The sequence below is a fragment of the Nonomuraea aridisoli genome, assembly GCF_003236395.1.
Lineage (GTDB): Bacteria > Actinomycetota > Actinomycetes > Streptosporangiales > Streptosporangiaceae > Nonomuraea > Nonomuraea aridisoli.
Window position 1 is genome coordinate 1 of sequence record NZ_POUD01000272.1, and the last position, 12403, is coordinate 12403.

The 12403-nt window shown below is 70.9% G+C and carries 13 protein-coding genes; 8 read left to right on the forward strand and 5 right to left on the reverse strand.

All coding sequences use genetic code 11. The features are described 5' to 3' along the window. Positions 1 to 614: M20/M25/M40 family metallo-hydrolase (locus C1J01_RS39390; RefSeq protein ID WP_146615884.1), on the forward strand; the 614-nt coding region annotated here is incomplete at its 5' end. 33 nt (positions 615 to 647) lie between these two features. On the opposite strand, the gene C1J01_RS39395 is transcribed toward C1J01_RS39390, so the two are convergent. Continuing rightward, the gene (locus tag C1J01_RS39395; RefSeq protein WP_111184087.1) at positions 648 to 2528 is read right to left on the reverse strand and encodes a Xaa-Pro dipeptidyl-peptidase; all 1881 of its coding nucleotides are present in this window, start codon (positions 2526 to 2528) and stop codon (positions 648 to 650) included. Between the two features lie 302 nt (positions 2529 to 2830). Between C1J01_RS39395 and C1J01_RS39400 the strand changes: the two genes are divergently transcribed. The 6 genes from C1J01_RS39400 to C1J01_RS39425 all read left to right on the forward strand — a co-directional run bounded on the left by C1J01_RS39400 (position 2831) and on the right by C1J01_RS39425 (position 9642). Continuing rightward, the gene (locus C1J01_RS39400) at positions 2831 to 3895 is read left to right on the forward strand and encodes a BMP family lipoprotein (protein WP_111184089.1); all 1065 of its coding nucleotides are present in this window, start codon (positions 2831 to 2833) and stop codon (positions 3893 to 3895) included. Between the two features lie 78 nt (positions 3896 to 3973). Continuing rightward, the gene (locus C1J01_RS39405; protein WP_111184091.1) at positions 3974 to 5581 is read left to right on the forward strand and encodes an ABC transporter ATP-binding protein; all 1608 of its coding nucleotides are present in this window, start codon (positions 3974 to 3976) and stop codon (positions 5579 to 5581) included. Then, the gene (locus C1J01_RS39410; RefSeq protein ID WP_111184093.1) at positions 5581 to 6705 is read left to right on the forward strand and encodes an ABC transporter permease; all 1125 of its coding nucleotides are present in this window, start codon (positions 5581 to 5583) and stop codon (positions 6703 to 6705) included. The genes C1J01_RS39405 and C1J01_RS39410 overlap by 1 nt, the downstream gene beginning before the upstream one ends. Further along, on the forward strand, positions 6702 to 7976 hold the full coding sequence (locus C1J01_RS39415) for an ABC transporter permease (protein ID WP_111184095.1): 1275 nt from the start codon (positions 6702 to 6704) through the stop codon (positions 7974 to 7976). Before C1J01_RS39410 ends, C1J01_RS39415 begins: the two co-directional genes overlap by 4 nt. Then, positions 7973 to 8368 carry a cytidine deaminase gene (locus C1J01_RS39420; protein WP_111184097.1) on the forward strand — a complete coding sequence of 132 codons (396 nt, stop codon included), beginning with the start codon at positions 7973 to 7975 and terminating at the stop codon, positions 8366 to 8368. Before C1J01_RS39415 ends, C1J01_RS39420 begins: the two co-directional genes overlap by 4 nt. Beyond that, positions 8368 to 9642 carry a thymidine phosphorylase gene (locus C1J01_RS39425; RefSeq protein ID WP_111184098.1) on the forward strand — a complete coding sequence of 425 codons (1275 nt, stop codon included), beginning with the start codon at positions 8368 to 8370 and terminating at the stop codon, positions 9640 to 9642. The genes C1J01_RS39420 and C1J01_RS39425 overlap by 1 nt, the downstream gene beginning before the upstream one ends. On the opposite strand, the gene C1J01_RS39430 is transcribed toward C1J01_RS39425, so the two are convergent. Next, on the reverse strand, positions 9632 to 10021 hold the full coding sequence (locus tag C1J01_RS39430) for a YybH family protein (protein ID WP_111184100.1): 390 nt from the start codon (positions 10019 to 10021) through the stop codon (positions 9632 to 9634). The two genes, C1J01_RS39425 and C1J01_RS39430, sit on opposite strands and share 11 nt — an antisense overlap. Before the next feature lie 57 nt (positions 10022 to 10078). Between C1J01_RS39430 and C1J01_RS39435 the strand changes: the two genes are divergently transcribed. Continuing rightward, on the forward strand, positions 10079 to 10450 hold the full coding sequence (locus C1J01_RS39435) for a winged helix-turn-helix transcriptional regulator (RefSeq protein ID WP_111184102.1): 372 nt from the start codon (positions 10079 to 10081) through the stop codon (positions 10448 to 10450). A gap of 2 nt (positions 10451 to 10452) precedes the next feature. Here C1J01_RS39435 and C1J01_RS39440 read toward each other — a convergent pair whose 3' ends face one another. The 3 genes from C1J01_RS39440 to C1J01_RS39450 all read right to left on the reverse strand — a co-directional run. Beyond that, complete coding sequence (locus C1J01_RS39440; protein WP_111184104.1) at positions 10453 to 10836, reverse strand: MarR family winged helix-turn-helix transcriptional regulator; 384 nt, start codon at positions 10834 to 10836, stop codon at positions 10453 to 10455. A gap of 266 nt (positions 10837 to 11102) precedes the next feature. Beyond that, on the reverse strand, positions 11103 to 11477 hold the full coding sequence (locus C1J01_RS39445) for a hypothetical protein (protein WP_111184106.1): 375 nt from the start codon (positions 11475 to 11477) through the stop codon (positions 11103 to 11105). Continuing rightward, positions 11474 to 12403, reverse strand: a 930-nt coding sequence (locus tag C1J01_RS39450; protein ID WP_220040331.1) for a hypothetical protein, incomplete at its 5' end; no start/stop codon positions are given. The genes C1J01_RS39450 and C1J01_RS39445, both read right to left, overlap by 4 nt.

Sequence of the window (12403 nt, forward strand, 5' to 3'; positions counted from 1 at the left end):
CCGCCCGCCCCCACCTCACCGCCGACCTGGTCTTCGCGCTGGCCAAGATCCTCACCGAGCTGCCCGCCGCGCTGTCGCGCCGGGTCGACCCGCGTTCCTCGCTCAGTCTCGTCTGGGGCAAGGTCGAGGCCGGTTCCGCGGCCAACGCCATCCCCGACGACGGGGTCGCCGAGGGCACCGTCCGCTGCCTCGACGAGGAGGCCTGGCACGCCGCCCCCGACCTGATCAAGTCGCTGCTGGAGTCGGTGGCCGGCGCGTACGGCGTCGAGGCCACGATGGACTACAAGCGCGGCGTGCCGCCGGTCGTGAACGACGAGGTCAGCGTCGAGATGCTGGCGGAGGCGGCCGAGCGGGCGCTGGGCGCGGGCGCGGTCGTCCCGACCCAGCAGTCGCTCGGCGGCGAGGACTTCGCGTGGTATCTCGAGTCCATCCCCGGCGCGTTCGCCCGGCTCGGCACGCGCTCGCCGGGCGGGCTCACGTACGACATCCACCAGGGCACGTTCGACGTCGACGAGAAGGCGATCGCGATGGGCGTGCGGGTGATGGCCACCACGGCGCTGACCGCGTTGTGGGAGGTCGGCACGCTCGACTCGGTCACCACCGCGATGGCCTGACGGCCCGCCGCGCGGACGCGGCGGGCCCGCCCGTCAGCGCAGGCGTCCGGCCGAGACCGGCAGATTCAGGGCGGAGTGCCCCGGTGCGACCGTGATCTTCGTGCCCTCCGGGTAACGGAGGGTGTAGTCGTGGTCGGTCGAGATGATCACCAGGCTCAGCCGGTGGCCCTGCTTGAAGGTGTAGTCCGTCGGCTGGAAGTCCCAGGTGAAGGTGTACTCCTTGCCCGGGCGCAGCGGCTCGGTACGGTCGTCGCGGTGCCGGTTGCGCACGTCGAGCCAGCCCCGCGTGACGATCTTGTAGTCGGTACTGGCCGTGCCGAGCGTCCGCAGCGTCGTGCAGCCGCTGTCACCGGGCACGCTCTCGCCGTAGCAGTACGTCTGGCCCGTCGAGACCAGGGAGCCGGTCGGGCGCACGTCGGTGCCGTAGTCCACCAGCAGCGCCGTCAGGTACGGCGAGGCGCCGTCCTTCAGCGAGGCCCGCACCGAGACGGTGGGCGTCCCCGAGATCCGCACGTCGGCGGGCAGCGCCCCGGTCGTGTACGCCAGCCGGTTCGGGTCCGCGCCGGTCGCCTCGACGAGCTGCTCGGCCGTCCTGGTCTTCTGGTCCGTGAACGTCTCCTTCGGCGCCCGCGGGTCCTTCTTCGGGCCGAGCGTCGAGCCGGAGCCCGGGTGGAGCTTGGCGGTCCTGGTGCCCGGCGGCGGCCAGGACGCCTCCTGCGCCCACTGCCCGACCCGGACCTCGACGTCGGCCTGCGGCTCACGCATGATGCCCGAGTCGACGCCCTGCAGCCAGTAGTCGAACCAGCCGTGCAGCTGGCGCAGCCACTCGGCGGTCCGCAGGTTGAACGGGCTCATGTGGGTGCCCTGGTGCAGCCAGATCTTGCGCGGCACATCGCGCTTGGCCAGGGCGTACCACCACTGGGCGAACTGCTTGGTCTTGACGTTCCAGTCGTTGAGCCCGTGCACGACGAAGACGCTGGCCTTGACCTTGTCCACGTCGTTGAGGTAGTTGCGGGCGTCCCAGAGCGGGCTGTAGTCGCCGGTGATCCGGTCCTGGTCGACCTCCAGCTGCTCGAGCTGCTCGCCGCAGACCTCGTAGCCGTTCTCCCTGGTCAGCACGTACTCGGCGAGCACGTCCAGGTCCTCGCCCTGGAAGCCGCCGGGGGCCAGGACGCCGCCGTTGGCGCGGTAGTAGTCGTACCAGCTGGAGATCGCGGCGATCGGGACGATCGTCTCCAGGCCCTCGACGCCGGTCGCGGCGACCGCGTTGGGGAGCGTGCCGTTGTAGGAGACGCCGATCATGCCGACCTTGCCGGTGGACCAGGTGGCCTCGACCGGGTCGCCCTGCGCGTCGAAGCCCTTGGCGCGGCCGTTCAGCCAGTCGATCGCGGCCTTGGGGCCCGCGGTCTCGTTGACGTCGCCGGAGGTCGGGCAGCCGGTGGCGCGGCCGCTGCCGATGTTCTCCACCAGGGCGATCGCGTAGCCGCGGGGCACGAAGTAGTTGTCGTAGTAGCCGTCGAACGGGCCGGCCTCGGGGCTGGCGGCCAGCGCCCGCAGCGTGGGCAGCGGGACGCCGTTCTCGTCGACGTCCACGGGGTGGTTGGCGACGTCGTTGCCGCCCGCGAAGTACGGGCTGGCCTCCATGATGACCGGGACCTTCAGGCCCTGCTCGGTCTCCTTGGGACGCAGGATGTCCACGGCGACCCGGTCGGGTGCGCCGTCGTGGTCGCTGTCGGTGCCCGCGACCTCGACGAACACGGTCTGCAGGATGGCGTCCGCCCGGGAGAACACCGGCTGGGTGGCGTTGTTCTCGATCGAGATGGCGGGGGTGTCTGCGGTGGCAGGCGTGGTGCCGGTCATGGTCGCGACGAGTAACGCGGCCAGCGGCACGGCCAGTGCCTTCCAGGGGTGCATGCGGTCTCCGATGAGAAGTTGACCTGTCGGAGGGAATCTCCGCCATGATCGCCCCTGGGGCAAGAGGTGAGCTTGTCCCAATTTTGGGCAAAGCTTTTCGGAGGCATGCCCCGAAGTGCCTGAATCCCAATTCAGGTCACGGTCGCGAGAGATGTCGATAACGGAGCGGTTGCGACCCTGTGTGCTGGTTTGGTATCGCCTGGTCAAGCAACTATCTTCCGTGCAGGTGCCGTACGTTTCTTCGCGCCCGCGATGAGTTCTTGACGGCGGCGGAAGACGGCGGGGAAGGGAAGGGAGTCGCCTTGCTCGGCAAGCGATTCAACAGGATGGCGTTCGGCTCGGTGGTCGGCGTCATGCTCATGGCAGCGGCGGCCTGCGGCGGCGGTGGCGGGACCACGGCCACCGAGGAGCCGGCGGGCGGCGCGAGCAGCCCGGCGTCGGGTCTCAAGGTAGGCCTCGCCTTCGACGTCGGCGGGCGTGGTGACAAGTCCTTCAACGACGCCGCGTACGCCGGCCTGGAGAAGGCGAAGACCGACCTCGGCGCCGAGATCAAGGAGCTGAGCCCGGCCGCGGACGGCTCCAACCGCGGCGACCTGCTGCGCCAGCTGGCGGACGCCGGCTACAACCCGATCATCGGCGTGGGTTTCGCGTACGCCGAGGACGTCAAGGCGGCCGCGACCGAATACCCGGACATCGAGTTCGCCATCGTCGACTCGGCCTCCAGCGCCCCCAACGTGACCGGTCTCCTCTTCGCCGAGGAGCAGGGCTCGTACCTGGCGGGCGTCGCGGCGGCGGCCAAGTCCGAGGCCGGCCACGTCGGCTTCGTCGGCGGTGTCGAGAACGACCTGATCAGGAAGTTCGAGGCGGGCTTCGACGCCGGTGTGAAGTCGGTCAAGCCCGACGCCAAGATCGACGTCACGTACCTCACCCCCGACGGTGACTTCTCCGGCTTCCAGGCCCCCGACAAGGGCAAGATCGCGGCCGAGAAGATGTTCCAGGACGGCGCGGACATCGTCTACCACGCGGCCGGCGACTCCGGCCTCGGCGTCTTCCAGGCCGCCGCGGCGGCCGGCAAGAAGGCCATCGGCGTCGACTCCGACCAGCGTCAGACGGTCACCGAGACCAACCTCCAGTCGGTGATCATGACCTCCATGCTCAAGCGCGTCGACGTCGGCGTCTTCGAGTTCATCAAGGCGTTCCAGGGCGGCGCCAAGGGCGGTCAGGACGTCACGTACGACCTGAAGGTCGACGGCGTGGGCCTGGCCACCACCGGCGGCGAGATCGACGACATCAAGGACCAGCTCGACAAGGCCAAGCAGGACATCGTCAACGGCACGATCAAGGTTCCCAGCCAGCCGGAGAGCTGAGCATGCTGTGAAAGGCGAGGGCCCGGAGTCCACGTACTTCGGGCCTTCGGTCTGTGCAGCGCCAAACAGGAGAGGCAGATGAGTGCTGACACCTTGGCCACGGCGCGACCCGCCGTAGAGCTGGAGGGCATCACCAAGCGTTTCCCCGGCGTCGTCGCGAACCACGACATCCGCATCACCGTCCGGCCCGGAACGGTGCACGCCATCGTGGGGGAGAACGGCGCGGGCAAATCGACCCTGATGAAGATCCTCTACGGCATGCAGCGGCCGGACGAGGGCACCATCAAGGTCAACGGCGAGCAGGTCTCCTTCCGCACGCCGAGCGACGCCATCGCGGCCGGGATCGGCATGGTGCACCAGCACTTCATGCTCGCCGACAACTTCACGGTGCTGGAGAACATCGTTCTCGGCGCCGAGCCGAGGAAGGGCCTCAACCTCGACACGGGGGCCGCACGCAGGCGCATCACCGACCTGGCCGCCGCCCACGGGCTGCGCGTCGACCCCGACCGGCTGGTCGAGGACCTGGGCGTCGGCGACCGGCAGCGGGTGGAGATCCTCAAGGTCCTCTACCGCGGCGCCCGTATCCTCATCCTCGACGAGCCGACGGCCGTGCTCGTGCCGCAGGAGGTCGAGGAGCTCTTCCAGAACCTGCGCGAGCTCAAGTCCGAGGGCCTGACGGTCATCTTCATCTCGCACAAGCTGGACGAGGTGCTCGACATCGCCGACGACATCACGGTGATCCGGCGCGGCACCACCGTCGCCAGCGTCGACCCCCGCGAGGTCACCGCCCGCCGGCTCGCCGAGCTCATGGTGGGCAGCGAGCTGCCCACGCCCGAGACCCGCGAGTCCACGGTCACCGACAAGGTCGCACTGAAGGTCGCGGGCCTGACCATGGAGGCCGACGGCCACCGTCCCGTCCCCAAGGGCACCTCGATCACCGCGTACGTGGACAAGCTCCGCCAGGACGGCAGGCGCCTGCTTCTCGACGACGTGTCGTTCGAGATCCACAAGGGGGAGATCCTCGGCATCGCCGGCGTCGAGGGCAACGGCCAGTCCGAGCTGATCGAAGCGATCATGGGCATCCGCCAGGCGCACGGCGACGTCGAGCTGGACGGCCGCGACATCAGCTCCTGGTCCACGCTCAAGCGGCGCGAGTCCGGCATCGGCTACATCCCGGAGGACCGCCACCGCCAGGGCCTGCTCCTGGAGGCGTCCCTGTGGGAGAACCGGGTCCTCGGCCACCAGACCAGGAAGCCGGCCAAGAACGGCCCCTGGGTCGACCGCAAGGCCGCCAAGGCCGACACCGAGCGCATCATCGGCGAGTACGACGTCCGCACCCCCGGCGTCGACACCCTCGCGCTGGCCCTGTCCGGCGGCAACCAGCAGAAGCTGATCGTCGGGCGTGAGATGAGCGGCGAGCCGTCGTTCCTCATCGCCGCCCACCCCACCCGCGGCGTCGACGTCGGCGCCCAGGCCGCGATCTGGGACCACCTGCGCAACGCCCGGGCCGCCGGGCTGGCCGTGCTGCTGATCTCCGCCGACCTCGACGAGCTGATCGGCCTGTCCGACACCATCCAGGTGATCTACCGGGGCCGGCTGGTGGCCGCGCTCGACCCGTCCGACATCACGCCCGAACGGCTGGGCGGTTACATGACCGGCGCCATCGCCGGAACTGAGGAGGAGTGATGCCCGCCGGGCTCAACCGGGCGCTGCTCACCCTCGCCGGCGCCGTCGTCGCCATTGTGCTGGCCATCGCGGTCTGCAGCGTGGCCATCGTCGCGGCGGGCGGCGACCCGCTGCACGCGCTGACCGCCTTCTTCGACTTCGGCGCCTCGGAACGGGCGCAGTCGAACAGCGTCGCCACGCTGTTCAACCGGGCGGTGCCGCTGTTCATCGCCGGTCTCGCGGTGGCGATCGGCTTCCGCATGAACCTCTTCAACATCGGCGTGGAGGGGCAGTACCGCATCGCCGCCATCTGCGCGGCGTACGTGGGCTCCACCTTCGTGGCGCCGGCACCGATCCAGATCGCCGTGATCATCGTCGTGGCGATGGTGGTCGGCGGCCTGTACGCGCTCATCCCCGCGATCATGAAGGTGACCAGGGGCGTGAACGAGGTCATCGCCACGATCATGCTCAACTACATCGCCATCAACATCTCCGCCTATCTCGTACGCGGCCCCTTCGCCGGGGCGCGGGCGGAGGGCGAGCTGACCGTGAGCACGCCGCCGCTCCCCGATTCGGGCATGTTCCCCGACCTCAACTTCGTCTTCGGCTGGTTTGGCATGCTCGCCCCCACCCGCGAGGGCGGGTTGTGGGGCTTCCTCGTCGTGGCGATCGTGCTCGGCGTGGTGCTCTGGGTGGTGCTGGAGCGCACCCGCTTCGGCTTCGACGTCAAGGCCAGCGGCCTCAACCAGTCCGCGGCCCTGGCCGCCGGCGTCAACCCCAAGCGCATGGTGATCGCCGCGATGGTCCTGTCCGGCGCGATCGCCGGTCTCATCGGCCTGCCCGAGGTCCTCGGCTCCACGGGGTCGTTCGGCACCACCTTCACCTCGGGGCTCGGTTTCCTGGGCATCGCGGTGGCGCTGCTCGGCCGTAACAAGCCCGCCGGCATCGCGGTCGCCGCACTGCTCTTCGCCTTCCTTGACCGGGCGCAGGGCCCGTTGCAGTTCGCTAACATCCCACCCTCCGTCATCGAGATCATCCAGGGCGTCATCGTCCTGCTGGTCGTGGTGGCGAACGAGGTGACCAACCGGTTCGCGCTTCGGCTCGAGGAGCGGCGGGCCGCCAGGCAACTGAAGGTGACGGCATGACCAGGGTCGGCAAATATCATCTGGCGCTCGTCGCGGTCGCCGCGCTGCTGCTGCTGGTGTCGCTGGTGCGGGTCGTGACCGGCCACAACGACATCACCTCGTCCGGCACGTTCGGCGCCGCGCTGACGCTGGCGGTGCCGCTCGCCCTAGTTGGGCTGGGCGGCCTGTGGGCGGAGCGGGCCGGCGTGGTCAACATCGGCCTCGAAGGCATGATGGTGCTCGGCACCTGGTTCGCCGGCTGGGCCGGCTACCAGTGGGGTCCCGTGGCCGCGCTCGTCGCCGGGCTGCTCGGCGGCGCGCTCGGCGGGCTGCTGCACGCCATCGCCACCGTCTCCTTCGGCGTCGACCACATCATCAGCGGTGTCGCCATCAACCTGCTCGGCCCCGGCCTCACCCGCTTCCTGTCGGAGGTGCTCTACCGGGAGGGCACCGCGGCGTCCGCGGCCGGCGGCGCCATCACCACCTCGCCCCCGCTCAGCTCGCCCGTGCCGGAGGTCAGCCTGCCGGTGCTCTCCGACGGGCCCGACCTGCTGGGCAAACTGGAGAGCACCCACTGGTTCCTGCTGTCGGACGTGGCCGGCATTCTGCGCGGTCTCACCCACGACGTGAACGTGCTGGTCATCCTGGCCGTCCTGCTGCTGCCGCTCACCTTCTACGTGCTCTGGCGCACCCCCTTCGGACTGCGGCTGCGCTCGGCCGGCGAGAACCCGTGGGCGGCCGAGTCGCTCGGCGTGAGCGTCTACCGGATCAAGTACGTCGCCGTCATGATCTCCGGCGCCTTCGCCGGACTCGGCGGGACCTTCCTGGTCTTCGACGCCACCAAGTACGTCGAGGGTCAGACGGGCGGCCGCGGCTTCATCGGGCTGGCCGCCATGATCTTCGGCAACTGGCGGCCCGGCGGCCTAGCCGCCGGCGCGGGCCTGTTCGGCTACGCCGACGGCCTGCAGTTGCGCAGCTCGAACTCGGGAGCCTTCACCTCGGTCTTCCTGTTCGGCGCGATGATCCTGCTGATCTACCTGGTCCTGGAGGCCCGCAAGCTCATGTCAGCCGACTTGGAGGCCAGGGGCGTCAGGCAGTACACGGTCATGGCGTCCGCCACGCTGGGCATGATTGTCCTGTTCTGGCTCTGGCTCACCGTCGACCAGATGCCGAGCGAACTCGTCAAAATGGCGCCGTACCTGCTCACGCTGATCGTGCTGCTGGTCGCCTCGCAGCGGCTGCGGCCGCCCAAGGCCGCCGGCGTGACCTACCGCAGAGGGGAACAGCATTGAGCATCGACTGGGACGCGTTGCGGGCCGCCGCCGAGGAGGCCATGCGGAACGCGTACGCGCCGTACTCGAAGTTCCCCGTGGGGGCGGCGGCGCTCGTGGACGACGGGCGGGTGGTCACCGGCTGCAACGTCGAGAACGCCTCCTACGGCGTCGGCCTGTGCGCCGAGTGCGGCCTCATCTCGGCGCTGGCCGCCACGGGCGGCGGGCGGCTGGTGGCGTTCACCTGCTGTGACGGGCACGGCGAGCTGCTCATGCCGTGCGGGCGCTGCCGTCAGCTGCTCTACGAGTTCGGCGGCGAGGACCTGCTGGTCGAGACCGAGGACGGGCCCAAGCGCATGGCCGAGATCCTGCCGTACGCGTTCGGGCCGCAGGACCTGAGCCGGAGCGCGTGATGGACGCCATCGAGGTCATCCGCGCCAAGCGGGACCACGGCGAGCTGACCACGGCCCAGATCGACTGGGTGATCTCCGCGTACACGCGTGGCGAGGTGGCCGACGAGCAGATGTCCGCCCTGGCCATGGCGATCCTGCTCAACGGCATGAACCGGCGCGAGATCGCCGACTGGACCCAGGCCATGATCCGCTCCGGCGAGCGCATGGACTGGTCGATGCTGGACCGGCCCACGGCCGACAAGCACTCGACCGGCGGCGTCGGTGACAAGATCACGCTGCCGCTGGCGCCGCTGGTGGCGGCCTGCGGGGCGTACGTGCCGCAGCTGTCGGGGCGCGGCCTCGGGCACACCGGCGGCACCCTCGACAAGCTGGAGTCGATCCCCGGCTGGCGGGCCTCGCTCTCCAACGACGAGATGCTCGATGTCCTGCGCAGGGCGGGCGCGGTCGTGTGCGCGGCCGGCTCGGGCCTGGCCCCCGCCGACAAGAAGTTGTACGCCCTGCGCGACGTCACCGGCACCGTCGAGTCGATCCCGCTGATCGCCTCGTCGATCATGTCCAAGAAGATCGCCGAGGGGACGGGGGCGCTCGTCCTCGACGTCAAGGTGGGCTCCGGGGCGTTCATGAAGACCGAGGAGACGGCCCGGGAGCTGGCCGAGACCATGGTCGCGCTCGGCACCGACGCGGGGGTGCGCACGGTCGCGCTGCTGACCGCCATGGACCGGCCGCTCGGGCGGGCCGTCGGCAACGCCCTGGAGGTCGCGGAGTCGGTCGAGGTGCTCGCCGGCGGCGGCCCGTCCGACGTCGTGGAGCTCACCGTACGGCTGGCGCGCGAGATGCTGGAGGCAGCCGGGATCTCCGGCAAGGACCCGGCCGAGGCGCTCGCGGACGGCTCCGCGATGGACGTGTGGCGGCGCATGATCGCGGCGCAGGGCGGCGACCCCGACGCGCTGCTGCCCAGGGCCGCCGAGACGATGACCGTGGAGGCGGCCGAGTCGGGGGTGCTGACCAGGCTCGACGCGTACGCCGTGGGGCTGGCCGCCTGGCGGCTCGGCGCCGGCCGGGCCCGCAAGGAGGACCCGGTCTCGGCGGGGGCCGGCGTGGCGCTGCACGCCAAGCCCGGCGACCTCGTCCGCGCCGGCCAGCCGCTGATGACGCTGCACGCCGACGACACCGGCCGCTTCGCCCGCGCGCTGGAGGCCCTGGAGGGCGCCTACACGGTGGGCCCGTCCACCGCGCCGCAGCTCCCGCTGGTCATCGAGCGCGTCACTCCGTAGCGGCGAGCGTGCCGAAGGGGTTGTCGACGACGTACCGCCACCGTCCGTCCCGGCCGCGCCGGGCGACGTCGGTGGCGGTCCCCTCGATGCGCACGTGCCGGCCGTCGCGGCCCTCGCCGTCGATGAACCAGTCCACGACCAGCAGCGCGAGGTCGCCCGCGGGGTAGACGTGCCGCGGGCGGACCGTGATCGGCAGCCCCAGCTCCATGAACCGGACGTTGGCGGCGTGGGCCTGGGCCCCGGTCAGCGCCCGGCCCGGCTCGGGGACGAACACCGCGCCGCTCTCGTACACCTCGCTCACCGCGTCCGCGTCGCCGCTGTTGAAACGTTCGGCGAACACCAGGGGCACGTCCTCGGGACGTTCGGCGAGCTCGCGCATCTTGACCCTCCGGCAGGTAGGAATCACTGAGACGCGGCAACGCTAGGAGGAGCCGTCGTGACTCACCAAACCGTTGGTCACCCGGCCGCGCCGGGCCTGCCCGACGAGCCCCTCGCGCGGGTCGCCGAGCCCGATCCCGCCTGCCCGGTGGAGATCACGCTGGCGGCGTTGCGGGGGCGTTGGACGACCTTGGTGGTCCGGGAGCTGTTGCGCGGCGACCGCGGCTACACCGACCTGCGGCGGGCGCTGCCTGCGCTGTCGGACAAGGTGCTTTCCGAACGGCTCGCGCACCTGGCCCAGGCCGGTGTCGTCGAACGCCGTCGCCTGCCGGGCTGGCCGCCCCGTACCGACTACACCCTCACCCCGCGCGGCCGTGACCTCGCGCCCGTGCTCCAGGCCCTGTGGGACTGGGGCGCGGCCGGGAGGTGAGGTCAGATGAGCGCCGGGGCGTCGGTGAAGATGTGTTCGAGGACCGCTCTGTGGGTGGGGAGGGCTTCGGCGTGGCGGGTGCGGCCTTCGTCGGTGATGCTGACGTAGACGCCGCGGCGGTCGGCGTCGCAGACCACGCGCGTCACCAGGGACGCCCGCTCCAGGCGGGCCACCACGCGCGACAGCGCGCTCTGGCTCAGGTGGACCTCGTCGCACAACTCCTGGATGCGCAGCTTGCGGTCGTGCAGGACGATCCGGTCGAGCACCTCGAACTCGCTCGGCCCCAGACCGTGGCGGTCGCCCAGCTCACGCTCCAGCGCGCACATCGCCCTGGCGTGCGTGGACAGCACGTACTGCCAGGTGTCGACCACGGACCGCTCCTCCATGACGCGGAGGTTACCACCTCGCAAATACACAGACCACCACATCTTATGCGTTTGCATTAAGTGCATAAACAACTATCATCGCTACGCGCCATCTCCTCTGCCGGGAGCCGGTGCCGGTCGCCCCGGCGACCGGGCCGTATGCCCGCGAGGCGGCCCGTCCCCGAACGAGACGGGCCCGTCCGTATGAGGCGTCCGACCGCTTACGATGCGGTCCGACCGCGCTGGGGCCCCGCCGGACCGGCGGGGCCCCGCTCATGAACCCTGCCTCATGAACCCTGCCTCGTCTCAGGGGCCGAGCGCGCCCAGCGGGAGTCGTAGCCCAGGCTCTCGCCGAGCTCGGCGTCGAGCTCCTCGGTGGCGCCCGTCCGCACGTGGACCTTGGTCAACAGCACGTAATCGTCGTCCCAGCGCCGGACGAGCACCTCGTCGCGGCCGATCCAGCGCTCGACGCGGATGACCTCGTAGTCGCCCACGTCGGTGCGCCGCTTGCCGACGCGGCCGGTGCGGGCGTCCAGGGTGACGAGCTTCAGGTCCGCCGTGACCAGGGCCAGCGTGCGGCCATCCGGGGAGAGGGCGCCGCCGTACTCCGTGAGGGCGGCGTCGATGCGGTAGTCGCCGACGAGCCCGCTGGGGCCGGTCATGAAGAGCTTGCTGACGGACGGGTGACCTCGGACGTTCTGGACGTCCTCCTTCTCGCGGACCACCCGCGTGCAGTCGTCCGACACCGCGAGGATCTCGATGCCCTTCGCGTCGTCGTAGAGGGTGCGGTCCTTGTCGAAGTCGAGCGTCGCGGCGGTCGAGTCGCCGTAGCAGACGGAGAATAGCGGCCGTTGGGGGAGATGGTGATCTCCGGGGTCGCCAGGTTGTAGGGGACGCTGATCGTCTTGACGACGCCCGTGGGGAGGTCGCGGACGACGTAGGGGCCGGCGAGCGTCCGATAGGCCACGCGGTGGCCGTCCGGGCTGATGGCGAGGGGGGCGGCCGCGCCTTCCAGCCGCCACTCGTCGCCGCTGACGGTGGTCAGCCGCCACTGGGCGCACGGCTGCGGGTCCGTCGAGCTGCCGCCCTGGACGGCACCCTGGCAGAAGCCCTGGTACGCGTACTGGACCGGTTCGCGCAGCGTGGCCGGGAGCGGATCGGGGACGTCGTCCGGCGGCGGCGTGTAGTCGAAGAAGGGGGTGGGACGGTCGAAGGCGGCCCTGGGTTCGGAGAACGCGGTCTCGACGCCGGCGGCCACGGAGTTCAGCACGACCGTGATCATGGCCGCGAACACGACCACCGTGTGCAGCGACACGGTGCTCCACATCACGACGCGGAGCCGGCGGCGGCGCGTGACCCGGCGCAGGACGGTCGCGGCGATGTCCGCGTGCGCGTCCGGCATCCCGTCCGCGACGGTGGTCAGCGCGCCGCGGAGGTCGGGATCGTCGCCCTCCGCCGGCTGGTCCCAGGCCCGGGAAGGGGCCGCCCAGGGCGGGGCGGCGGGCTTGGCCTGCGACCCGGCCGGGTCCGGCGAGAGTGCGGCCCACGACGTCTCCGGCGGGGGTGCGGCCCACGACGTCTCCGGCGC

Excerpts from the sequence above, each read along its gene's own strand:
- C1J01_RS39395 (WP_111184087.1), bottom strand. The coding sequence starts at position 2,528 with ATGCACCCCTGGAAGGCACTGGCCGTGCCGCTGGCCGCGTTACTCGTC.
- C1J01_RS39405 (WP_111184091.1), top strand. The coding sequence starts at position 3,974 with ATGAGTGCTGACACCTTGGCCACGGCGCGACCCGCCGTAGAGCTGGAG.
- C1J01_RS39410 (WP_111184093.1), top strand. The coding sequence starts at position 5,581 with ATGCCCGCCGGGCTCAACCGGGCGCTGCTCACCCTCGCCGGCGCCGTC.
- C1J01_RS39415 (WP_111184095.1), top strand. The coding sequence starts at position 6,702 with ATGACCAGGGTCGGCAAATATCATCTGGCGCTCGTCGCGGTCGCCGCG.
- C1J01_RS39425 (WP_111184098.1), top strand. The coding sequence starts at position 8,368 with ATGGACGCCATCGAGGTCATCCGCGCCAAGCGGGACCACGGCGAGCTG.
- C1J01_RS39430 (WP_111184100.1), bottom strand. The coding sequence starts at position 10,021 with ATGCGCGAGCTCGCCGAACGTCCCGAGGACGTGCCCCTGGTGTTCGCC.
- C1J01_RS39440 (WP_111184104.1), bottom strand. The coding sequence starts at position 10,836 with ATGGAGGAGCGGTCCGTGGTCGACACCTGGCAGTACGTGCTGTCCACG.
- C1J01_RS39445 (WP_111184106.1), bottom strand. The coding sequence starts at position 11,477 with ATGACCGGCCCCAGCGGGCTCGTCGGCGACTACCGCATCGACGCCGCC.